The 21,180-nt window shown below is 56.2% G+C and carries 32 protein-coding genes; 12 read left to right on the top strand and 20 right to left on the bottom strand.

Annotated elements, in window-relative coordinates; genetic code table 11:
• Positions 1 to 259: 259 nt before the first annotated feature.
• The 19 genes from GOV89_RS14010 to rplB all read right to left on the bottom strand — a co-directional run bounded on the left by GOV89_RS14010 (position 260) and on the right by rplB (position 9,284).
• Positions 260 to 472: a DUF1127 domain-containing protein gene (locus GOV89_RS14010; RefSeq protein ID WP_171181592.1), complete on the bottom strand. Its 213-nt coding sequence runs from the start codon at positions 470 to 472 to the stop codon at positions 260 to 262.
• 302 nt (positions 473 to 774) lie between these two features.
• Positions 775 to 963 carry a 50S ribosomal protein L30 gene (gene rpmD, locus GOV89_RS14005; protein WP_050605831.1) on the bottom strand — a complete coding sequence of 63 codons (189 nt, stop codon included), beginning with the start codon at positions 961 to 963 and terminating at the stop codon, positions 775 to 777.
• A 12-nt stretch (positions 964 to 975) separates the two neighbouring features.
• Positions 976 to 1,545: a 30S ribosomal protein S5 gene (rpsE, locus tag GOV89_RS14000; protein ID WP_155148691.1), complete on the bottom strand. Its 570-nt coding sequence runs from the start codon at positions 1,543 to 1,545 to the stop codon at positions 976 to 978.
• A gap of 116 nt (positions 1,546 to 1,661) precedes the next feature.
• The gene (gene rplR, locus GOV89_RS13995; protein ID WP_039523386.1) at positions 1,662 to 2,021 is read right to left on the bottom strand and encodes a 50S ribosomal protein L18; all 360 of its coding nucleotides are present in this window, start codon (positions 2,019 to 2,021) and stop codon (positions 1,662 to 1,664) included.
• A gap of 11 nt (positions 2,022 to 2,032) precedes the next feature.
• Positions 2,033 to 2,566, bottom strand: coding sequence for a 50S ribosomal protein L6 (rplF, locus tag GOV89_RS13990; protein ID WP_170467582.1), 534 nt, complete (start codon positions 2,564 to 2,566; stop codon positions 2,033 to 2,035).
• A gap of 11 nt (positions 2,567 to 2,577) precedes the next feature.
• Positions 2,578 to 2,970: a 30S ribosomal protein S8 gene (gene rpsH, locus GOV89_RS13985; protein WP_171181595.1), complete on the bottom strand. Its 393-nt coding sequence runs from the start codon at positions 2,968 to 2,970 to the stop codon at positions 2,578 to 2,580.
• Between the two features lie 13 nt (positions 2,971 to 2,983).
• Positions 2,984 to 3,289: a 30S ribosomal protein S14 gene (rpsN, locus tag GOV89_RS13980; RefSeq protein WP_068340744.1), complete on the bottom strand. Its 306-nt coding sequence runs from the start codon at positions 3,287 to 3,289 to the stop codon at positions 2,984 to 2,986.
• A 19-nt stretch (positions 3,290 to 3,308) separates the two neighbouring features.
• Entirely contained in the window at positions 3,309 to 3,869 is a 561-nt protein-coding gene (rplE, locus tag GOV89_RS13975) for a 50S ribosomal protein L5 (protein WP_171181607.1), read from the bottom strand.
• A complete protein-coding gene (gene rplX / locus GOV89_RS13970; RefSeq protein WP_171092002.1) occupies positions 3,862 to 4,173 on the bottom strand; it encodes a 50S ribosomal protein L24 in 312 nt (103 codons plus the stop codon). Before rplX ends, rplE begins: the two co-directional genes overlap by 8 nt.
• Positions 4,174 to 4,175: 2 nt before the next feature.
• Entirely contained in the window at positions 4,176 to 4,544 is a 369-nt protein-coding gene (gene rplN, locus GOV89_RS13965) for a 50S ribosomal protein L14 (RefSeq protein WP_008757934.1), read from the bottom strand.
• Between the two features lie 74 nt (positions 4,545 to 4,618).
• Positions 4,619 to 4,849, bottom strand: a complete 231-nt coding sequence (rpsQ, locus tag GOV89_RS13960) for a 30S ribosomal protein S17 (RefSeq protein ID WP_171181609.1) — start codon at positions 4,847 to 4,849, stop codon at positions 4,619 to 4,621.
• 4 nt (positions 4,850 to 4,853) lie between these two features.
• Complete coding sequence (gene rpmC / locus GOV89_RS13955) at positions 4,854 to 5,060, bottom strand: 50S ribosomal protein L29 (protein ID WP_010437082.1); 207 nt, start codon at positions 5,058 to 5,060, stop codon at positions 4,854 to 4,856.
• A gap of 195 nt (positions 5,061 to 5,255) precedes the next feature.
• Positions 5,256 to 5,678, bottom strand: coding sequence for an ester cyclase (locus GOV89_RS13950; RefSeq protein ID WP_171181611.1), 423 nt, complete (start codon positions 5,676 to 5,678; stop codon positions 5,256 to 5,258).
• 108 nt (positions 5,679 to 5,786) lie between these two features.
• Entirely contained in the window at positions 5,787 to 6,407 is a 621-nt protein-coding gene (locus GOV89_RS13945; RefSeq protein ID WP_171181613.1) for a 2OG-Fe(II) oxygenase family protein, read from the bottom strand.
• A 235-nt stretch (positions 6,408 to 6,642) separates the two neighbouring features.
• Positions 6,643 to 7,056, bottom strand: a complete 414-nt coding sequence (gene rplP / locus GOV89_RS13940; protein WP_117872242.1) for a 50S ribosomal protein L16 — start codon at positions 7,054 to 7,056, stop codon at positions 6,643 to 6,645.
• A 12-nt stretch (positions 7,057 to 7,068) separates the two neighbouring features.
• Entirely contained in the window at positions 7,069 to 7,776 is a 708-nt protein-coding gene (gene rpsC / locus GOV89_RS13935) for a 30S ribosomal protein S3 (protein ID WP_171091997.1), read from the bottom strand.
• Positions 7,776 to 8,156 carry a 50S ribosomal protein L22 gene (rplV, locus tag GOV89_RS13930; protein ID WP_039538267.1) on the bottom strand — a complete coding sequence of 127 codons (381 nt, stop codon included), beginning with the start codon at positions 8,154 to 8,156 and terminating at the stop codon, positions 7,776 to 7,778. Before rplV ends, rpsC begins: the two co-directional genes overlap by 1 nt.
• Before the next feature lie 3 nt (positions 8,157 to 8,159).
• Positions 8,160 to 8,438 (bottom strand): 30S ribosomal protein S19, encoded by a 279-nt coding sequence (rpsS, locus tag GOV89_RS13925; RefSeq protein ID WP_005980699.1) that lies wholly within the window; start codon positions 8,436 to 8,438, stop codon positions 8,160 to 8,162.
• Positions 8,439 to 8,441: 3 nt separating this feature from the next.
• On the bottom strand, positions 8,442 to 9,284 hold the full coding sequence (gene rplB, locus GOV89_RS13920; protein WP_008757664.1) for a 50S ribosomal protein L2: 843 nt from the start codon (positions 9,282 to 9,284) through the stop codon (positions 8,442 to 8,444).
• Positions 9,285 to 9,759: 475 nt separating this feature from the next.
• Here rplB and GOV89_RS13915 point away from each other — a divergent pair, with 475 nt between their 5' ends.
• Positions 9,760 to 10,227: a helix-turn-helix domain-containing protein gene (locus GOV89_RS13915; protein ID WP_171238468.1), complete on the top strand. Its 468-nt coding sequence runs from the start codon at positions 9,760 to 9,762 to the stop codon at positions 10,225 to 10,227.
• The gene (locus GOV89_RS13910) at positions 10,224 to 10,817 is read left to right on the top strand and encodes a PIN domain-containing protein (RefSeq protein ID WP_171238467.1); all 594 of its coding nucleotides are present in this window, start codon (positions 10,224 to 10,226) and stop codon (positions 10,815 to 10,817) included. The genes GOV89_RS13915 and GOV89_RS13910 overlap by 4 nt, the downstream gene beginning before the upstream one ends.
• 168 nt (positions 10,818 to 10,985) lie before the next feature.
• Here the strand turns inward: GOV89_RS13910 and GOV89_RS13905 are convergent, their stop codons facing one another.
• Complete coding sequence (locus tag GOV89_RS13905; RefSeq protein ID WP_171181618.1) at positions 10,986 to 12,020, bottom strand: fatty acid desaturase; 1,035 nt, start codon at positions 12,018 to 12,020, stop codon at positions 10,986 to 10,988.
• 318 nt (positions 12,021 to 12,338) lie between these two features.
• Between GOV89_RS13905 and rplO the strand changes: the two genes are divergently transcribed.
• The 10 genes from rplO to GOV89_RS13855 all read left to right on the top strand — a co-directional run bounded on the left by rplO (position 12,339) and on the right by GOV89_RS13855 (position 21,106).
• Positions 12,339 to 12,812, top strand: a complete 474-nt coding sequence (gene rplO / locus GOV89_RS13900) for a 50S ribosomal protein L15 (protein ID WP_171091991.1) — start codon at positions 12,339 to 12,341, stop codon at positions 12,810 to 12,812.
• A 109-nt stretch (positions 12,813 to 12,921) separates the two neighbouring features.
• A complete protein-coding gene (secY, locus tag GOV89_RS13895) occupies positions 12,922 to 14,286 on the top strand; it encodes a preprotein translocase subunit SecY (protein ID WP_171181620.1) in 1,365 nt (454 codons plus the stop codon).
• The gene (locus tag GOV89_RS13890; RefSeq protein WP_171181622.1) at positions 14,283 to 14,927 is read left to right on the top strand and encodes an adenylate kinase; all 645 of its coding nucleotides are present in this window, start codon (positions 14,283 to 14,285) and stop codon (positions 14,925 to 14,927) included. Before secY ends, GOV89_RS13890 begins: the two co-directional genes overlap by 4 nt.
• 201 nt (positions 14,928 to 15,128) lie before the next feature.
• Positions 15,129 to 15,497 carry a 30S ribosomal protein S13 gene (gene rpsM, locus GOV89_RS13885; protein ID WP_170328762.1) on the top strand — a complete coding sequence of 123 codons (369 nt, stop codon included), beginning with the start codon at positions 15,129 to 15,131 and terminating at the stop codon, positions 15,495 to 15,497.
• 15 nt (positions 15,498 to 15,512) lie between these two features.
• Positions 15,513 to 15,902 carry a 30S ribosomal protein S11 gene (rpsK, locus tag GOV89_RS13880; protein WP_008757289.1) on the top strand — a complete coding sequence of 130 codons (390 nt, stop codon included), beginning with the start codon at positions 15,513 to 15,515 and terminating at the stop codon, positions 15,900 to 15,902.
• Between the two features lie 114 nt (positions 15,903 to 16,016).
• Positions 16,017 to 17,033 carry a DNA-directed RNA polymerase subunit alpha gene (locus tag GOV89_RS13875; RefSeq protein WP_050605850.1) on the top strand — a complete coding sequence of 339 codons (1,017 nt, stop codon included), beginning with the start codon at positions 16,017 to 16,019 and terminating at the stop codon, positions 17,031 to 17,033.
• A gap of 117 nt (positions 17,034 to 17,150) precedes the next feature.
• Positions 17,151 to 17,573, top strand: a complete 423-nt coding sequence (gene rplQ / locus GOV89_RS13870; protein WP_171238466.1) for a 50S ribosomal protein L17 — start codon at positions 17,151 to 17,153, stop codon at positions 17,571 to 17,573.
• Positions 17,574 to 17,712: 139 nt separating this feature from the next.
• Complete coding sequence (locus tag GOV89_RS13865; protein ID WP_171238465.1) at positions 17,713 to 19,035, top strand: DUF3300 domain-containing protein; 1,323 nt, start codon at positions 17,713 to 17,715, stop codon at positions 19,033 to 19,035.
• Position 19,036: 1 nt separating this feature from the next.
• Positions 19,037 to 19,927: a DUF2950 family protein gene (locus tag GOV89_RS13860; protein ID WP_171238464.1), complete on the top strand. Its 891-nt coding sequence runs from the start codon at positions 19,037 to 19,039 to the stop codon at positions 19,925 to 19,927.
• Between the two features lie 123 nt (positions 19,928 to 20,050).
• Complete coding sequence (locus tag GOV89_RS13855; RefSeq protein ID WP_171238463.1) at positions 20,051 to 21,106, top strand: TauD/TfdA family dioxygenase; 1,056 nt, start codon at positions 20,051 to 20,053, stop codon at positions 21,104 to 21,106.
• The last annotated feature ends 74 nt before the right edge of the window (positions 21,107 to 21,180 follow it).

The following is a 21,180-nucleotide window of genomic DNA, read 5'->3' as shown; positions in this document are numbered from 1 at the left end:
AGGTCGCTGAAGTTGTGGAGACACATTCCAGCCAGCTTATGAGGTGCCAGATGGCATTTGTGCTGCTTATGACAGTGCACCGGCTGCTCCTGTTGGGTGACAAACGACGCAGAGCCCGAATTTAGCGCCTTACAGCCGCTTTCGACCTTCTCGAGAGACCATGGGTCATCCGGCGCTGTCTGATCGCACTGTGGGCTTCTGGTTGAAACAGAAAAGGCGCCCTGTGGCGCCTTTGTGTTTTTGCTTCGGGTATCCGCGATTATGAGCAATAAACGTGCTTGTGCGCGATGTCCGCGATATCACAGCGACGGACGCCGATGTCATCCAGCTCGCGGTTGGTCAGGTTTTGCAGTTCGCGGTAAGTGCGCTGATACTCAGCCGCACGGGCGCGCGCGGTTTTCATCCGTTCGATCATGTTTGCAATCCGGGCGCTGAAGCCGAAGCCGGAGTGTGTCAGTGTAGCAGTTGTCATCTTCTTATTCCTTTCTCAAATCAGGGCGTATTCCCTGACGTTTCCTTTTTCGTGTTCCTTCATTGGACAAGCGTGAAATAGGGTTGAGAGGTATCGCTAACAACCGAATTTTCGGTCTACCGGCTATGCGTTTTCGGTATGTCCAACGTCAATCCTTACGCCGAACGGATAGGAATAGTTTCATCGTTTCTCATCCTTTTAACACAATGGATCAAAGCGACACGTCAGTTGGTGTTAAAGGCAAAAAAAACGCCCCCGACCAAAGTCAGAGGCGTTCTTGGAAATTCTCGAAGGCTTCGCGCTTAGCCGCGTTCTTCGACGATTTCTACCAGATGCGGGATCTTGCGGATCATACCACGAACCGAAGGAGTATCTTCCAGCTCACGGGTTTTGTGCATCTTGTTCAGGCCCAGGCCGATCAGGGTTGCGCGCTGTTCGGCGGGGCGGCGGATCGGTGAACCGATCTGCTTGACGACGATGGTTTTTGCCATGGGTCGCTCTCCTTATGCTTCTGCTTCAGCAGCAGCCGGTGCTTCGTCCCGCTTGGGCAGGATGTCGGCAACTTTTTTACCACGACGCGCGGCAACCGAACGCGGGCTCTGCTCTTTCTGCAGGCCGTTGATGGTGGCGCGGATCATGTTGTACGGGTTCTGCGAGCCCAGCGACTTGGACACAACGTCTTTAACGCCCAGCATTTCGAACACGGCACGCATCGGACCACCGGCGATGATACCAGTACCTTCAGGTGCGGTGCGCATAACCACTTTACCAGCGCCGTGACGGCCTTCGATGTCGTGGTGCAGGGTCCGACCTTCGCGCAGCTGCACGCGGATCATTTGACGCTTGGCTTGTTCGGTCGCCTTACGGATGGCCTCAGGTACTTCTTTCGCTTTACCTTTGCCAAAGCCGACGCGGCCTTTCTGATCGCCGACAACCACCAGAGCGGCGAAGCCAAAGCGCTTACCACCTTTTACGGTTTTCGACACGCGGTTGATTGCGACCAGACGATCTGCAAATTCCGGTGCTTCTTCACGGTCGCGGCCACGGCCCCGACGGTTTTCACGTTCTGCCATTTGGCATCCCTTTTCTCATGTGGCGCTTGTGACGCCGTTTGCTTCAATCCAAGTGAGCCCCGACTGTTGCCGAGGCCCCCGGATCATCGGGGCAGCCGCAAAGCTGCCCGCAAGTCTTAGATCTTCAGACCACCTTCACGCGCAGCGTCGGCAACTGCCTTCACTTTGCCGTGGAACAGGAAGCCACCACGATCGAAATAGGCCTCTTCGACGCCTGCCTTCTTGGCACGCTCGGCGATGGCTGCGCCCACTTTGGTGGCCGCTTCGACGTTGTTCTTGCCAACAACACCCAGATCTTTCTCCAGGGTCGAGGCCGAGGCCAGGGTCACGCCACGAACGTCGTCGATCAGCTGAACGCTGATGTTTTTGTTCGAACGGTGAACCGACAGGCGTACACGGCCGGCGTTGACTTTGCGAAGTTTGTTCCGAACGCGCAGGCGGCGCTTCAGAAACAGGGTTCTTTTGCTGTTTGCCATTGTTTGCGTCCTTACTTCTTCTTGCCTTCCTTGCGGAAGATGAACTCGCCCTTATAGCGGATGCCCTTGCCTTTGTACGGCTCGGGACGGCGCCACTCGCGGATTTTGGCCGCGGTTTCGCCCACCAACTGCTGGTCGATACCTTCCACAACGATTTCGGTCTGCTTCGGCGCGGTGATGGTGACACCTTCCGGAGCAGTGAAATCAACATCGTGGCTGTAGCCCAGGTTCAGTTTCAGGGTGTTGCCCTGCATCTGAGCCCGGTAACCGACACCCTGGATCTCCAGCTCTTTTTTGAAGCCTGTGGTCACACCGGTTACCAGGTTGGCAACCATGGTGCGGCTCATGCCCCACTGCTGGCGGGCACGCTTGGACATGCCACGGGGGTCGATCTTGACCACGTTGTCTTCAACCGACAGCGTTACGTCGTCGGTGGCGGTGAAGCTGCGGGTGCCTTTCGGACCTTTCACTTCGATGGTCTGGCCGGACACAGAGGCGGTAACGCCGCTGGGCAGCTCGACCGGTTTTTTACCAATACGAGACATTGCAGACCTCCTTAGAAGACGGTGCAGAGCACTTCGCCGCCAACATTGTTGGAGCGAGCGTTTGCGTCCGACATCACACCTTTCGGAGTGCTGACAATCGACACGCCCAGACCCTGACGGACCTGCGGGATGTCATTGACGCCCATGTAAACACGACGACCGGGCTTTGAGACCCGCTTCAGTTCGCGAATAACAGGGGTGCCTTCGTAGTACTTCAGGCTGATTTCGATGGCCGGATGACCGTTTTCGCCGGTCGTCTTTTCATAGCCACGGATGTAGCCTTCGTCCGCCAGCACATCCAGAACCCAACCGCGCAGCTTGGAAGCCGGGGTGGAAACGGTGGATTTGCCGCGCAGTTGCGCGTTGCGGATACGGGTGAGCATATCGCCGATAGGATCATTCATATCTATGTCTCCCTTACCAGCTCGATTTCACCATGCCGGGGATCTGACCAGCAGAACCCAGCTCGCGCAGCGCGATACGGCTGACCTTCAGCTTACGGTAGTAAGCGTGGGGACGACCGGTCAGCTGACAACGGTTGTGCAGACGGGTAGCCGAGCTGTTGCGCGGCAGTTTCGCCAGTTTCAGACGCGCCTTGAAGCGCTCTTCCATCGGGCGGCTCTCGTCATTCGCGATTTCTTTCAGCTCGGCACGCTTTGCGGCATATTTGGCCACCAGGCGTTCGCGCTTCTTCTCGCGTTCGATCATTGCTTTTTTAGCCATGTCTCAATCCTCCCGGCGCTTACGCGTTGAATGGCATGTTGAATGCTTTCAACAGGCTCTTCGCTTCAGCGTCGGTTTTCGCTGTGGTGGCAATTACGATATCCAAGCCCCAGACCTCGTCGACCTTGTCGAAGTCGATTTCCGGGAACACGATGTGCTCTTTCATGCCCATGGCAAAGTTGCCACGACCATCGAAAGACGGCTTAACACCGCGGAAGTCACGAACGCGCGGCAGCGCGATGGTGATCAGACGATCCAGGAATTCGTACATCCGGTCGCCGCGCAGGGTCACTTTTGCACCCAGCGGCATGTCTTCACGGACGCGGAAACCCGCGATCGACTTCTTCGCCTTTGTTGCAACGGCCTTTTGACCAGCAATCGCAGTCAGATCCTCGACAGCAGCTTTCGCTTTCTTCGAGTCTTTGACCGCCTCAGCACCACAACCGATGTTCAGAACGATTTTTTCCAGCTTGGGCAGCTGCATGTCGTTCTTATAGCCGAACTCTTCTTTCAGAGCGGCACGGATGGTTTCAACGTACTGAGCTTTCAGACGCGGGGTGTAGGTTGCGTTATCAAGCATCGATCACGTCCCCTGTGGTCTTGGCGAAGCGGACCTTCTTGTCACCTTCCATGCGGAAGCCAACGCGGGTTGCTTTGCCGTTCTTGTCCAGCAGCGCCAGGTTCGACAGCTCTATCGGGTTTGCCTGAGGCAGGCGACCACCTTGCGAGGTTTGCGACTGACGGGTGTGGCGGATGGCGATGTTGATGCCATCGACAACAGCTTTACCGGCTTTCGGGTCAACCGAGGAAATGGTTCCCTCTTTGCCCTTATCCTTGCCGGCCAGCACGACGACCTTGTCGCCTTTGCGGAGTTTAGCAGCCATGATTACAGCACCTCCGGAGCCAGCGAGATGATTTTCATGAAGTTCTTGCCACGCAGTTCGCGAACAACGGGGCCAAAGATACGGGTACCTACGGGCTCGTTGTTGTTGTTCAGGATGACGGCGGCGTTGCGATCAAAACGGATCGCGGTGCCGTCTTCGCGACGGACTTCTTTGGCGGTGCGTACGACGACGGCCTTGCGGACGTCACCTTTCTTCACGCGGCCGCGCGGGATGGCTTCCTTCACCGAGACGACAATGATGTCGCCAACGGAGGCGTATTTACGCTTGGAACCACCCAGGACCTTGATGCACTGAACTCGGCGTGCGCCGGAGTTGTCAGCAACATCCAGATTGGTCTGCATCTGGATCATGTGGTTTCTCCCGACCTGTGGGGGCTGGTCTTGTTAAATCCCCAGGGTTTCGACAAATGAAAAATCCCGGAAGCTTATGCTTCCAGAACTTCCCAACGTTTCGTCTTCGATTTCGGCGCGCATTCGATGATGCGTACGGTGTCGCCGACCTTGAAGGCGTTCTTTTCGTCGTGAGCCCGGTATTTCTTGGACTTACGAACGGTTTTTTGCAGCAGCGGGTGCTTGAAGCGGCGTTCGACAGATACGGTTACGGTCTGTTCGTTGGCGTCGCTGGTCACGGTGCCTTGCAGGATACGCTTGGGCATCTGATTACTCCTCGGATGCCGCAGCAGCGGCCTTTTCGTTCAGAATGGTTTTGACGCGGGCAGCATTGCGGCGGGCCGCTTTGATACCAGCTGTATTTTCCAGCTGACCGGTTGCCTGTTGAAAGCGCAGGTTAAAGCTTTCTTTCTTCAGGTTGGCCAGTTCCTCGCGGAGCTGGTCCGGGGTCTTGTCACGCAGTTCTTGGGCGTTCATCGCCTTTTTCCTTTGCTCAAAACACCAGAAGGCCCCCTTGCAGGGTCACCTTGGACCTGGTGGATGAATGATAGACATGCGAATCCCCCGACTCGGCCGGGGGACTTGCAGGATGCCGCCGTATAAGGGTTTAGGGGGTGGGTGGCAAGAGGAAGTTTCTAAAGGAAGAACATCCGCAAAAAATACACACGATCCTTACATTAAACCGAGGTTTCGAACGATTGTGGCACTGTCATAATAGTCGCGCCCTTCGACAACCATACCGTTCTTTACGCGCATTACAGAACAGTAGCGTACTTCGTATCGCTTACCCGTAGGTTCAAATTCTCCCAAACTGGAATGCAGGATACCAGTATGTGTACCGGTATTGTGAAACTCTACAATGGCCCACTCGCCACAATCGCTCACGATGACATTGTCAACGATACACTCCCCATCTGGAAATGCTTTTCGCCAACGCGCATAGTCTTCTTTATACGCGAGCTTTCCTATTTGCCTTTCACCACGGGCTACATCCTCAAACTTACAGTCATCAGAAATAACCTGCGCGCCACGTTCAGGGTCGCGCATGCCCCAGCTTTCGTGAAATTGGCGTACAACACGCTCTGCTTCTCTCATTACCGTTACTCCTCTATTAATGAGAGAGTAACGGCTGTAATTGAGATTGGCTTGTCCTAGTTTACCAGACCCCACAGAGTTCTAAGAGAACCCCTAACAGAGTGCACGCTACTCCCACTTGTAGTTGAAGCTGACGCTAATCCGTTCGTCCTCGGCCATGTTCATCGGCACCTCGTGGCGCAGCCAGCTTTCCCACAGTAGGACATCCCCTACCTGTGGCTTCATATAAATGAACGGCTGCAATTCCCGCCGACCACCTTTGAGACGCGTCGGCGCTGCCATCATGCGGCCTGAGCGCGGATCTTCCAGTTTCAACGCGCTCGCCCCTTCGGGCATCGCCACATAGGTCGTGCCAGAAATTACGCTGTGCGGGTGCAGGTGGCTGGAGTGCATACCACCTTCGGGCAGGATGTTGATCCACAGATCCTCCAGCTTCAGCTCTCCTTCACCAAGATCAAACTCCAGATCCTTGGCAAAGGCCGCCACGTGTTGATCCAGCACTTTCACCAGATCGGCAAAGATCGGGAACCGCCAGGGCAGATCCGTCAGCGAGGCATAGCTGGTATAGCCGGGATAGCCATTCTCTTCACACCAATCCTGTCCGGCCTCGTCATCTTCCGCGATAACAAGGCAAGAGTTTTCAAGCTCCTCCGAGTCTATTTTGGGATCAAACTCGGACAAAGCTGCGCGATAGAGACGGGTAACGAAAAGTGATTCAATCTGTGCCATGCGTCCTGTCTTAGACCAGTGATGCGGGGAAGGCGATGGCGGAAATGCGAGGCTCTGCCTCGCGCTCCGAGGTATTTTTGGCCAGATGAAAAATGGATTCCTGCTTCATCTGGCTAAAACTACCCCGGGGGAGGCGTGGCTTGCCGCGGCGGGGGCAGCGCCCCCAACATAAAACCCCCGCCGGTGTCCCGACGGGGGTCAATCTTTTTGCGAACTGGGCCTTAGCCCCAATCGCTTACCAGTCTTCGCGAACCACGACGCGGGTCTTGATCGGCAGCTTCATCGCGGCCAGGCGCAGGGCCTCGCGGGCGATGTCGTCATTGACACCGTCGATCTCGAACATCACGCGACCAGGCTTGACCTTGCAAACCCAGCGGTCCACCGAACCCTTACCTTTACCCATACGAACTTCGATCGGCTTTGCAGTGACCGGAGTGTCGGGGAAGATACGGATCCAGACACGACCCTGACGTTTCATGTGACGGGTCATGGCACGACGTGCAGCTTCGATCTGACGCGCGGTGACGCGTTCAGGCTGCAGAGCTTTCAGACCGTAAGTGCCAAAGTTCAGATCAGAGCCGCCTTTGGCTTCACCCTTGATCCGGCCTTTGTGCATCTTGCGGAATTTTGTACGCTTTGGTTGAAGCATCTCAATTCCCCCTTAGCGACGGCCGCCTGCACCGCGAGGTGCCGGACCATCCTGGAGTTCCTGTGCTTTACGGTCACGTGCCTGCGGATCGTGCTCCATGATCTCACCTTTGAAGATCCAGACCTTGATCCCGATGATCCCGTAAGGAGTCATCGCTTCGGCATGTGCGTAATCGATGTCGGCACGCAGGGTGTGCAGAGGCACGCGGCCTTCGCGGTACCACTCGGTCCGTGCGATTTCGGCACCACCCAGACGACCAGCGACGTTCACCCGGATACCCAGGGCGCCCATGCGCATGGCGTTCTGAACGGCACGTTTCATCGCGCGGCGGAACGAGACACGGCGTTCCAGCTGCTGAGCGATCGACTCGGCAACCAGTTGACCGTCGAGTTCCGGCTTGCGCACTTCGACGATGTTCAGGTGCAGTTCGCTGTCGGTCATCTTGGCCAGCTTCTTGCGCAGAACTTCGATGTCTGCACCCTTCTTGCCGATGATGACACCCGGACGTGCAGTGTGGATCGTGACGCGGCACTTCTTGTGCGGACGTTCGATGATCACACGTGCAACACCGGCCTGCTTGCACTCTTTGTTGATGAACTCACGGATCTTGATGTCTTCCAGCAGAAGATCACCGTAGTCCTTGGTATCAGCGTACCAACGGCTGTCCCAGGTGCGGTTGACCTGAAGGCGCATGCCGATCGGATTGACTTTATGTCCCATTAGGCTTGCTCCTCAACTTGACGCACCTTGATGGTGATCTCCGAGAACGGCTTCATGATCTTGCCGAAACGGCCACGGGCGCGCGGACGACCGCGCTTCATGACCAGGTTCTTGCCAACCCATGCTTCGGCGACGATCAGCTCGTCAACGTCCAGGTTGTGGTTGTTTTCGGCATTCGCGATTGCGGACTGCAGGCACTTCTTGACGTCCTGCGCGACACGCTTGTTCGAGAAAGTCAGGTCGGTCAGAGCCTTCTCAACTTTCTTGCCGCGGATCATTTGCGCAACCAGGTTCAGCTTCTGCGGGCTGGTGCGAAGCATGCGCGTTTTCGCCATTGCTTCGTTTTCAGCCACGCGGCGGGGGTTCTTTTCCTTGCCCATGACTTACTTCCGCTTCGCTTTTTTGTCTGCGGCATGGCCATAATAGGTACGGGTCGGCGAGTATTCACCGAACTTCTGACCAATCATGTCTTCCGAGACGTTGACGGGAATGTGCTTCTGGCCGTTGTACACACCAAAGGTCAGACCCACGAACTGGGGCAGAATGGTGGAACGACGCGACCAGATTTTGATGACTTCGTTGCGGCCCGACTCGCGCGCTGCTTCGGCTTTTTTCAGCACGTAAGCATCGACGAAAGGACCCTTCCAAACAGAGCGAGACATAGATTAACGTCCCTTCTTCTTGGCGTGCCGCGAGCGGATGATCAGCTTCTGGGACGCTTTGTTCTTGTTGCGGGTACGCTTACCCTTGGTGTCCTTACCCCACGGCGTAACCGGTGTACGGCCACCCGAGGTACGACCTTCACCACCACCGTGCGGGTGATCGATCGGGTTCATTGCAACACCACGAACCGACGGACGCACGCCTTTGTGGCGCATACGACCGGCTTTACCGAGGTTTTGGTTCGAGTTGTCGGGGTTGGACACGGCACCGACGGTGGCCATGCATTCCTGACGGACCATGCGCAGCTCGCCCGAGCTCAGACGGATCTGAGCGTAGCCGCCATCGCGACCAACGAACTGAGCGTAAGTACCGGCCGCACGTGCGATCTGACCGCCTTTGCCAGGCTTCATCTCGATGTTGTGGACGATGGTACCAATGGGCATGCCCGAGAACGGCATTGCGTTGCCCGGCTTGATGTCGGCCTTGGCGGATGCCACGACTTTGTCACCAACAGCCAGACGTTGCGGAGCCAGGATATATGCCTGCTCGCCGTCTTCGTATTTTACCAGTGCGATGAATGCGGTCCGGTTCGGGTCATATTCGATCCGCTCGACGGTTGCCGCGACATCAAATTTGTTCCGTTTGAAGTCAACGATCCGGTAGAGACGCTTTGCGCCACCGCCGCGGCGGCGTGAAGTGATCCGTCCGGTGTTGTTCCGGCCGCCCGATTTGGTCAAACCCTCAGTGAGAGACTTAACCGGACGTCCTTTCCAAAGCTCCGAACGGTCGATCAGCACCAGCCCGCGCTGGCCCGGCGTCGTCGGCTTGTACGACTTGAGTGCCATGCTTTCTGTCTTCCGTTTAGCAAGTGCAGGGGTTTTCCCTGCTATGTGATAGGCCCCCGTAGGTGCCAAGGGTATAGGGCCCCGAAGGTCCCCGGTTACAAATATCAGAGGCCCCGGAACGAATCCGAGGCCGCAAGATTGGGTGCGTTTAGCAGTGTTGGCGGTGGGTGTCTATAGGGAATTACTTGCGTTCTGCAATGCTGAGAAAGGTAGTTTACGAACGGCCAGCCAACTTGCACGCATAAGTTTTTCGATGCTACGCGCAAATCCCAATGGCTAGGCCAAATCGCTATCTGTAAAGAACTTTTGAATGCATCGCACCACAATTTAAACACATTTTTTACTTGATACTGTCAGAAAGTTGTTGCGAATATTGCGAATAGATCCATATAAATACACAACGGTGTGTGGAAAACTACCGAGCCCAGACAAGTAACTCTATCGAACCAACATATACAATAAGAGAGAACACGCTATGAATGCCGCGTTAAATGCGCCGGCCTTTAACGAACGCTTGCCAACTGAGTTGGAAAGCACAAACGCCGAGACGCTTAGACAAATCGTCGCCTCGCAAATCAAGGAGGACGGCGAAACAGTAATAAACATATCTAATGTCGAGGGTGAGACGCAGCCAATCACGCTCTCGCCCGCACTTGCGCACTCTTTTTTAGAGTTGTTGCGGCTAGTTAGCAGTGGTCGAGGCTTCCAACTGATTCCACTGGATAGTCAACTGACCACGCAACAAGCAGCTGATATACTGAACGTTTCACGCCCTCATCTAATCAAATTGCTTGAAAGAGATGAAATCCCCTTTGATCGCGTTGGGAGACATAGGCGCATCAAAGCAAGCGACTTGATGGCATACAAAGACAAACGTGACACTGAGCGTGCTGACGCTCTTGCAGACCTTGCGGAATTTGACGGAGAGCACGGCCTACTTTGAACTATCAAGCTGACCGCTTCACGGCGCTGGCTGACGCTTGCGTGTTATCCAGCGCCCTTAAGCGAAATATTTTACTTTCCTTTGCCCAAGCTGAATTTTATCGCGTTCGATGGTCTAACAAGATCATGGATGAGACTGAACGAACTATAGTGAAGCTGCTTCAACGCAAAGAAATCGCCGAACCCGATAAGGGTGCGAAACGCCAGCGCAGTAATATGTGCCGAGCGTTTGAGGAAGCTATGGTCGAGGATTTCGAGGTTCTTGAACCTTCACTAGATGGCATTAACGAGAAAGATCGGCACGTTCTTGCAGCGGCAATTAAGACCTGCGCATCGGTTATCGTGACCGACAATCTGAAAGATTTCCCGCCGGAATATTGCGCGCCATTTGATATAGAGCCACTGTCGGCAGATAGTTTTTTTGCCGACTGCATTTCATTGTCACCATCAGAAACCATGGCGACACTCAGAAGAATGCGCGAACGTCTCAAAAACCCTGAAATCACACCGGAAAAACTTGTTACACTCTGCGAGGGTGAAGCGATGCTAAAGACTGCTTCACTAATCCACGAATACAAGGCTGCCTTGTAAAACTGTTCAGACGACCGGTACAAAAAAACCGCTTTCGCGGGGTCTTTAACTCTCTCCAAGGACGGGTCCGATCAGCGACCGGAGGACACGGCGATGGAGCTGCCCTTTTCCAGGGTCACATAGGATTTCTTGGCGTCTTTCCGACGAACCAGCTGGCCACGGAACCCCTCACCCATAAAGCGCCCTCGCCTCGGCGAAGGACAGCAGGCGGCGGCTTTGCTCATCCCACAGATGCAGCCGTGCGTTGGCGAGGCTTTCGCGGATGGTCATCCGGTTGCTGTTGGCCAGCTCATCATGATCGCGCAGCACTTCGGGCAGGCGATAAAAGGGAATACGGCTGTAGAGGTGATGCACGTGGTGGATGCCGATATTGGCGGTGAACCACTGCAAGACCGACGGCAATATATAATGAGAGCTTCCGTGCAGCGCCGCTTCGTGCAGCTGCCAGTTCTCATCCGACTCCCAATGTGTGTCCTCGAACTGGTGCTGCACGTAGAACAGCCATACTCCGGCGGCTGCGGCAATCAGGGTTGAGGGCAGGAAGATCAGCAGCATCGGCATCAGGCCGCCAAAATAATAGACCGTCAGTAATATGGCCAGAATGGCGACATTGGTGGCCATGGCGCTGACCCAGAACCTGACGCTGTCGGTCAGGCCCAAGGGTAGGCGGTTCTGAAACAGAAACAGATAGCCGGGGCCAAACACGAACAGGGTGATCGGATTCCGATAGACGCGATACCAGAACCGGTTCATTGGCGTTTTGGCTTGATACTCGGCCACAGTCAGGGTGTGGATATCGCCCATCCCGCGCTTGCCCAGATTGCCCGAGCTGTTGTGATGCGTGGAATGCGTGCGACGCCAGACATCATAAGGTGTCAGGGTCAGAACGCCGATTCCGCGCCCGATCCAGTCACTGACCGTCCGGTTCTTGAAGAACGCGCCGTGTCCGCAATCATGCTGGATGGCAAAAAGGCGCAGCAGAAAGGCCGCATTGAGCACGGAAATCGCAAAGGCCAGCCAATAGCTGACAGACAGCGACATCCAGGACAACGCCCAAAGCGCGAAGAAGGGAACAATGCTGACGCCCAACTCGAACGTGCTTCGCAGTTGGTCCGGTTCGCGATATTTGGCAAGCGTTGTTACCCAGTCACGTGCGGCGGTTGTCTCCGGCTTGTCCCGAAGCGAGTGAGAAGGGTGAGTCATGCGCCTGCCAGTCTGGTGTTTACAGGCATCCCGATAGACTACCACTCCGGTATGGCAAGGGGTTTCTGCCAAAGTTGGTGGAATTCGTGCTCAAATAACGGTTAGAAACCGGCGAGGTCGCCCTTTTGGGAGCAGTTTACAGTCTGGTTCGGGTACCTTTGACTGCGCCGCAGAGCGGACGGCAATCTACAGACTTGCCAAGCTTGGCCATCGGGCCTATACGCCTGCGGTGGCTTTCCGCCATGAGAATCAAAACCAAGAAATGCCGTGTTTGGCCCATCACGCTTCGGGGGTCATATCCGGCTTAGGAGAAGCGAAATGAAACTGAACGAATTGCGCGACAATCCAGGCGCCGCACCTAAACGCACTCGCGTTGGCCGTGGTCCGGGTTCTGGCAAAGGTAAAATGGGTGGTCGTGGTATCAAAGGCCAGAAATCCCGCTCGGGTGTGGCCATCAATGGCTACGAAGGCGGTCAGATGCCATTGTACCAGCGTCTGCCCAAGCGTGGCTTCAGCAAGCCGAACCGCAAGGCATTCGCCGTTGTTAACCTGGGCCTGATCCAGAAGTTTGTCGAAGCCGGCAAGCTGGACGCTTCGGCTGCGATCACCGAAGACGCTTTGGTTGCGTCCGGTCTGGTCCGCCGCAAGCTGGACGGTATCCGCGTTCTGGCCAAAGGCGAAATCAGCGCCAAAGTGAACCTGGAAGTAACCGGTGCTTCGAAGTCTGCCGTTGAGGCAGTTGAAAAAGCGGGCGGTTCACTGAAGGTCACAAAAGCTGCTGCGGCAGAGTAATCGCTTGTGAGTGGGCCAAGACCCGCTTACATAGACCTCAGAGTTTTCCAAGACGCCGTCCGAGCCGGAAAACGGTTCCGGGCGGCGTTTGCATAAGAGAGACCGATTTATGGTATCAGCAGCAGAACAAATGGCAGCCAATACAAGCTGGGCTGCTCTGGGCAAAGCCACCGATCTGCGCAACCGCATCCTGTTCACGCTGGGTTTGCTGATCGTCTATCGCCTAGGCACTTTTATTCCGGTGCCGGGGATTGACGGGCAGGCGCTGCGCGAGTTCATGGAGCAGGCGGGGCAAGGCATCGGCGGCATGGTTTCGATGTTCACCGGCGGTGCGCTGGGGCGGATGGGTATCTTTGCCCTCGGCATTATGCCCTATATCTCGGCCTCGATCATCGTGCAGCTGCTGACATCCATGGTTCCCGCGCTTGAACAACTCAAGAAAGAGGGCGAGCAGGGCCGCAAGAAGATCAACCAGTACACCCGGTTCGGTACCGTGGCCTTGGCCACTGTACAGGCCTATGGTCTGGCGGTTTCGCTTGAAGCTGGTGATTTGGCGACAGATCCGGGGCTGTTCTTCCGCATGTCGACCATGATTACTCTTGTTGGCGGCACCATGTTCCTGATGTGGCTGGGTGAACAGATCACCGCGCGCGGCATCGGCAATGGTATCTCGCTGATCATCTTTGTGGGCATCATTGCTGAGGTTCCGGCAGCACTGGCACAGTTCTTTGCTTCGGGTCGTTCGGGTGCAATCAGCCCTGCAGTGATCGTTGGGGTGATCGTGATGGTCATCGCCGTGATTACCTTCGTGGTGTTCATGGAGCGCGCGCTGCGCAAGGTTCACATCCAGTACCCGCGCCGTCAGGCCGGGATGAAAGTCTATGAGGGCGGATCCAGCCACCTTCCGGTCAAAGTCAACCCGGCAGGCGTGATCCCTGCAATCTTTGCCAGCTCGTTGCTGTTGCTGCCGGTGACAATCTCGACCTTCTCGGCGGGTGCTACAAACGGACCGATCATGTCGTGGATGCTGGCCAACTTTGGCCCCGGACAGCCGCTGTATCTGCTGTTCTTTGCGTCGATGATCGTGTTCTTTGCATATTTCTACACGTTCAACGTGGCGTTCAAACCCGATGATGTTGCGGACAATCTGAAAAAGCAAAACGGTTTTGTACCGGGTATCCGCCCGGGTAAGAAGACCGCCGAGTATCTGGAATACGTGGTCAACCGCGTGCTGGTTCTGGGTTCAGCCTATCTGGCAGCGGTTTGCCTGCTGCCCGAGATTCTGCGGAACCAGTTCGCCATCCCGTTCTATTTTGGCGGCACCTCTGTTCTGATTATCGTCTCTGTGACTATGGACACGATCCAACAGGTGCAGAGCCATTTGCTGGCGCATCAATACGAAGGGCTGATCGAAAAGTCACAACTGCGCGGTAAGAGCAAGAAACGCGGCAGGAAGGGACCCGCTCGTCGATGAACATCATTCTTCTTGGCCCTCCGGGCGCTGGTAAAGGGACGCAGGCGCGTCACCTGGTTGAAACACGCGGCATGGTGCAGCTGAGCACCGGCGACATGTTGCGCGAAGCCAAAACCTCGGGCACCGAGATGGGCCAGAAGGTTGCGGCGATCATGGATGCGGGCAAGCTGGTCACAGACGAAATCGTGATCGGCCTGATCGAAGAGAAGCTGACAACTGAAACCGGTGCTGGTTTCATTTTTGACGGCTTCCCGCGCACGCTGGCTCAGGCCGATGCCCTGTCGGCATTGCTGACCAAGCTGGGCCAGTCCTTGCACACAGTGATCGAGATGCGTGTGGATGACGAAGCCTTGGTGCAGCGGATCACTGCGCGTTCGACCTGTGGTGGTTGTGGTGAGGTTTACAACGATATCACCAAGCCGATCCCGGCCGACGGCAAATGTACCAATTGTGGCAAGGAAAACGATTTCCAGCGCCGCGCAGACGACAACGAAGACAGCCTGCGCACGCGCCTGATGGAATACTACAAAAAGACCTCGCCGCTGATCGGGTATTACTATGCCAAAGGCGATCTGCGCCCGGTCAATGGCCTGGCCGAGATCAAAGAAGTGACCGCCTCTATTGAGGCTATTCTCGGCTGACTTCAGGTTGGGGCTTGACGGCCCCACCAAAAGCCCATATCGACCCCCATCCCTAAAGGGAATCAAGTCTGCGTGAGGGATTCGTCCCAAACGCCCCGACCACCTCGAATAATGCTGGACCCTCTGGCGACACTGCCACGGTCAAGCGTTGTGAAAAAAGGTTCTGGAGTTACGGAACCGCAACGAAAAGGAAAGTGACACGTGGCACGTATTGCCGGCGTAAACATCCCGACTGCAAAGCGGGTACCAATCGCCCTCACATATATCACCGGTATCGGCAACACTTCGGCCAAAGCAATCTGCGAAGCCGTGGGCATTGAAGCGACTCGTCGCGTCAATGAACTGTCCGACGCCGAAGTTCTGGCCATCCGCGAACACATCGACGCCAACTACACCGTCGAAGGTGATTTGCGTCGTGAAGTTCAGATGAACGTCAAGCGCCTGATGGACCTGGGCTGCTATCGCGGTCTGCGTCACCGCCGCAACCTGCCGGTTCGCGGTCAGCGCACCCACACCAACGCTCGTACCCGCAAAGGCCCCGCAAAGGCCATCGCTGGTAAGAAGAAATAAGGGAGGGTCTGACTGATGGCACGTGATAAGACTCGCGTTAAACGCAAAGAGCGTAAGAACATCGCATCGGGCGTTGCCCATGTGAACTCGACCTTCAACAACACCAAGATCCTGATCTCGGACGTACAGGGCAACGCCATTTCGTGGTCGTCTGCCGGTACCATGGGTTTCAAAGGATCGCGGAAATCGACCCCCTACGCCGCTCAGATGGCTGCAGAAGATGCAGGCAAAAAGGCGCAGGAACATGGCGTCAAGACGCTGGAAGTCGAAGTTCAGGGCCCCGGTTCGGGTCGTGAATCGGCTCTGCGCGCGCTGGCTGCGGTGGGCTTCAACATCACGTCGATCCGCGACGTGACCCCGATTGCTCACAACGGCTGCCGTCCGCCGAAGCGTCGTCGCGTCTAAGCGATTTTGAATTGAGCTGGGGCTGTGTTTTTGCACGGCCCCAGCACGTCATTTTGAACCTCGGGCGTCTGCACCTTGTTGGTCATGGGGCGCGGACAGGAATGGAGGGATTACATGATCCACAAGAATTGGGCAGAATTGATCAAGCCGACTCAGCTGGAAGCCAAGCCGGGCAACGATCCCGCACGCCAGGCGACCCTGGTTGCCGAACCGCTGGAGCGTGGCTTTGGTCTGACCCTGGGCAACGCCCTGCGCCGCGTTCTGATGAGCTCGCTGCAAGGTGCGGCAATCACCAGCGTTCAGATCGACAACGTCCTGCACGAGTTTTCCTCGGTCGCAGGTGTTCGTGAAGACGTTACCGATATCATTCTGAACCTCAAGCAGGTTGCTCTTCGCATGGAAGTCGAAGGCCCTAAGCGCCTGTCGATCAATGCCAAAGGCCCGGCAATTGTCACTGCGGGTGACATCAGCGAAAGCGCTGGCATCGAGGTTCTGAACCGCGATCACGTCATCTGTCACCTGGATGATGGCGCCGATCTGTTCATGGAACTGACCGTCAACACCGGCAAAGGCTATGTTTCGGCTGAGAAGAACAAGCCCGAAGACGCACCTATCGGTCTGATCCCGATCGACGCGATCTATTCGCCGGTCAAAAAGGTCGCCTATGACGTTCAGCCGACCCGTGAAGGTCAGGTTCTGGACTATGACAAGCTGACCCTGAAGATCGAAACCGATGGTTCGATCACACCTGAAGACGCGTTGGCCTTTGCCGCTCGCATCCTGCAGGATCAGCTGTCGATCTTCGTCAACTTCGACGAGCCGGAATCGGCGAGCCGTCAGGACGAGGACGATGGTCTGGAGTTCAACCCGCTGCTGCTGAAGAAAGTGGACGAGCTGGAACTGTCGGTCCGTTCGGCAAACTGCCTGAAGAACGACAACATCGTTTACATCGGCGATCTGATCCAGAAAACCGAAGCCGAGATGCTGCGCACCCCGAACTTCGGCCGCAAGTCGCTGAACGAGATCAAAGAAGTGCTGTCCGGCATGGGTCTGCACCTCGGCATGGATGTCGAGGATTGGCCGCCCGACAACATCGAAGATTTGGCTAAGAAATTCGAAGACGCGTTCTAAGCGCGTCTTCCCAATGCCCGGCTTTCCGGGGACTGTCTGGGCGATGATGCCCCAAGGAGAGCCGGTGACACGCATCGCTGGCCAGACAAAGCAAAACGCGAAAGAAGGAACTAGAAAATGCGTCACGCACGTGGTTATCGCCGCCTGAACCGTACTCATGAGCACCGCAAGGCGCTGTTTGCGAACATGGCCGGCTCGCTCATCGAGCATGAGCAAATCAAGACAACTCTGCCCAAGGCAAAAGAACTGCGCCCGATCATCGAAAAGCTGGTCACTCTGGGCAAGCGCGGCGACCTGCACGCCCGCCGTCAGGCCGCATCTCAGCTGAAAGAAGACAAAGACGTCGCGAAGCTGTTCGAAGTTCTGGGCCCCCGCTATGCCGAGCGTCAGGGCGGTTATGTCCGCATCCTGAAAGCTGGCTTCCGCTATGGCGACATGGCCCCGATGGCGATCATCGAGTTTGTTGATCGTGACATCGACGCCAAAGGCGCAGCCGACAAAGCCCGCGTCGCCGCCGAAGAGGCTGCAGCCGAAGAATAAGAAAGCCCTGCTTTCGAATAATTGGCCCCTGCGTCCCGGACGCGGGGGCTTTTTGGTTTTTGGCTTTGGGCCAAATTCCGAGATTTGTTGCCAGAATCATGAACTTGGGCGATCCTCAAAGAAATTGAAGGATCACTATATGTTTAGATATCTGATTTTTGCGCCCCTGTTTTGCGCAAGCACTGCGCTTTTCGCGCAGGAAACCACAGATGAAACGACCGAGGCGGCGTCGCAAGAAACAACGGACCTTCTGACCGACGCAGAGCTGCAAACTCTGGTCGCGCCGGTTGCATTGTACCCGGATACTCTGCTCATCCAGATACTTGTCGCCTCGACCCAGCCGCTGGAGATTGTGAAGGCCGAGCGTTTTCTGATCGACAATGCAGACCGAGATCCGGCTGAGCTTGAGCCTGAAATCGAAGCGATGGGCTGGGACCCGTCCGTCAGCGTGCTTGCAACAGCGTTCCCCGAGATCGTTGGGCAAATGGCGACACATGTCGACTGGACCGAAACGATGGGAACAGCGATGTTGGCCCAATCTGACGATGTGATGGATGCCGTCCAGGTGATGCGGGATCAGGCAATCGATAGCGGTGCACTGGTGTCCGGCCCGGAACAAACCGTTGAGGTCGAAGAGGATGAAACCGTCGTCATCACACCGACCAACACGGAAACCGTTTACGTTCCGCAATATGATCCTGCCACGGTGTATACCGGGCCATCAACGGGTGACGTCGTTGGGGCCGCTCTGCTGACCTTTGGCACCGTGGCGTTGATTGACGAGATTTTCGACGATGACGATGATTGGTACGATTATTGGGGGTGCCGAAACTGCGGTGGATGGGGCGGTGGCCCGATCTACAGAAACCCGAATATCGACATAGACGTCGATGGTAACGTCAATATCGGTAACAACATTAATCGCAAAGATGTTGAATGGAAGCCTGATACGAACCGTCAGCAACAAGCGTGGAACAAAATCGCCGATCATAAACGCACTGGTGGCGGTGCCGGAACATTGCCCGTTGACCGGCCAAACGGCCGCACAGATGAGTTGCGCTCAAAGCTCAGCCGAGAATCCGGGGCTGCCGACATAAGTCGGGACGGCTCGGGCGCTGCGGCGTTGGCGGCCGGGGCGGGCGCCGGGGCGATTGCGGGTGGTGCACTGGCCAACCGCGGCAATGACAAGCAATTGCCCAAGGTCAATCGGGGGAATGTCGACACTGACAGAGCCGCCGCGAAACAGAAGGCTGTGGACAGAACCAAGCAACCCTCTGGTGCCGCCAAGAAGCCGGTTAAAAGCAACGCAAAGACCGCCAAGAAACCTCAGGCCCAAAGGGCTGCAGTTCAGCAGAAAAAACCTGCGGCCAAAGGGAAAGCCATGCAAAAAAAAGCGTCCGGCAAGAGAACCCACAGCGCGTCAAAACGCGGGCACGCAGCCAAGGGAAAGCGGAGGAGATAAGATGCGGAAACTCATAATTTCTTCTGCCATTCTTTTGATCACGGCGAGCACAGCGGCATCCGAGGGTGCCCGATACAATAGCCCGCAAGCGGCGTTGGATGCGTTTGTCGGTGCTCTGAAGTCGGATGATCGGGACCAGTTGCTGGACGTGTTTGGGGCTGAGGCCGAAGACTTGCTTGCAACCGGCGACCCCGAAGAAGACCGCGCCAGACGAGAGGAAGTGCTTGGTATGTATGCCGAGGGCTATCGTTTCCAGCCGGACGAGAACGGTGTTGTCGTCTTGCTGGGAGAAGGCAGCTGGCCCTTCCCGATCCCGATTTCTCGGGCCGGTGAGGAATGGCACTTTGACCTCGAAGCGGGCATCGAAGAGGTTTCGGCCCGCGAGATTGGCTTGAATGAGCTGGAAGTGATGGAATTGCTTGATGCTTATGTCGATCTTCAGGCCGCGTTCCGTTTGGCCGACCATAATGGCGACGGCGTGATGGAATTCGCGCGCAACATCATTTCCGATCCGGGTGTGAAAGATGGTCTGTTCTGGCCCGAGGAAGACAGCTTTGTCGGCGCGGCGCTCGCGCGGGCGGTGGCTTCTGGGTGGAGTGACGGAGAAGAGGACTACGAACCTGAACCCTTCCTGGGGTACTACTATACAATCCTTCAGGGGCAGGGACCCAATGCTCCGGGTGGTGCGTATTCGTACTTTGTTGGGGGTCATTTTGTAGCAGGTCATGCGCTGCTTGCCGTTCCTTCTGAGTATGGCGAGACCGGAATTCATTCGTTTCTTGTTGGTGAGAACGGTATCATTTTCGAGGCGGACTTGGGTCCTGACACGCTCGAACGCGCTGCGGATATCCAAGAGTATGACCCGGGCCCTGATTGGTCGCCAGCAGAGTAAAACCAAAAGCGTTTGCGAACGCGGACCAGATGGGTGTCGTATTTTAACAAGTTTCGGTGACTTCAGATGATGAACTGTGCTTTCTCACGCGTGAATATGGAAACAGCGTGATTGGAGGCAGCGATGACCGTGTTTTCTGAATTACCGGCACAAATCACCGGTCCATCTGTTTGGAACGGACGGGAAATGGCAGCGCGGCAGAATGAATGGCTGTTGCATCTGAGGCCAGAGGATGTCGCAGACCTTGAGCAAGCCGCGCGCCACTATCTAAGCCTGGGGCGGGATATTGGCGAAATCACCAAAACAGATTTTCCGCTGCACCAGTTCGATCGCCATTTAGAGACCCTAATGGACACCCTGATCAACGGTATTGGGTTCGAAGTGATCCGGGGCCTGCCGGTCGAGACCTATTCTCAGGAGATGGCCGCCGCGATCTTCTGCGGAGTGGGTGCCCATTTGGGATCGGCGCGATCCCAGAATGCACAGGGGCATATTCTGGGTCATGTCCGGGACATTGGGGCGGACGCAAATGACCCGAACACGCGGATCTATCAGACCCACGAGCGGCAGACCTTTCACACAGACAGTGCCGATATCGTGGGGCTTTTGTGTCTTCGGGACGCCAAAGAGGGCGGGGATTCACTGCTGGTCAGTGCCGAAGCCATCTACAACCGGATGCGCGCCGAATGCCCAGACCTGCTGGAGCGATTGTTCGACCCGATAGCAACCGACCGGCGCGGTGAAGTGCCGGAAGGCATGCAGCCCTTTATGACCATTCCGCCCTTCAACTGGCATGATGGCAAGCTGACCGTGTTCTATCAGCGGCAGTATATCGACAGTGCGCAGCGGTTTCCCGAAGCCATGCGCCTGACCCCAGAGCATGTCGCTGCTTTGGACAAGTTCGACTCTTTGTCGAACGACCCAGATCTATATCTGACCATGCGGTTGCAACCCGGCGATATGCAATTTGTCTACAACCATTCTCAGTTGCATGACCGGACGGGTTTTGTGGACTGGCCTGATCCGGTCGACCGTCGGCATCTTTTTCGCCTATGGCTCTCACCCGACGGAGACCGGGAGTTGCCTGACGTTTTCAAACAGCGCTACGGGTCGATCGAAGTGGGTAATCGGGGCGGGATCATTACAAAAGGGACCCGCCTGCACGCGCCGCTGGATTGAGCACGCCGGACAGGTGCTTGCATTAGCGCGCGCGTAGTCGCATATCCTACGCAGCTTTTGAGGTAGAGGTATCC

The sequence above is a fragment of the Ruegeria sp. HKCCA5763 genome, assembly GCF_013034545.1.
Taxonomy (GTDB): domain Bacteria; phylum Pseudomonadota; class Alphaproteobacteria; order Rhodobacterales; family Rhodobacteraceae; genus Ruegeria.
This window is presented reverse-complemented; position numbering and strand designations above follow the sequence as displayed.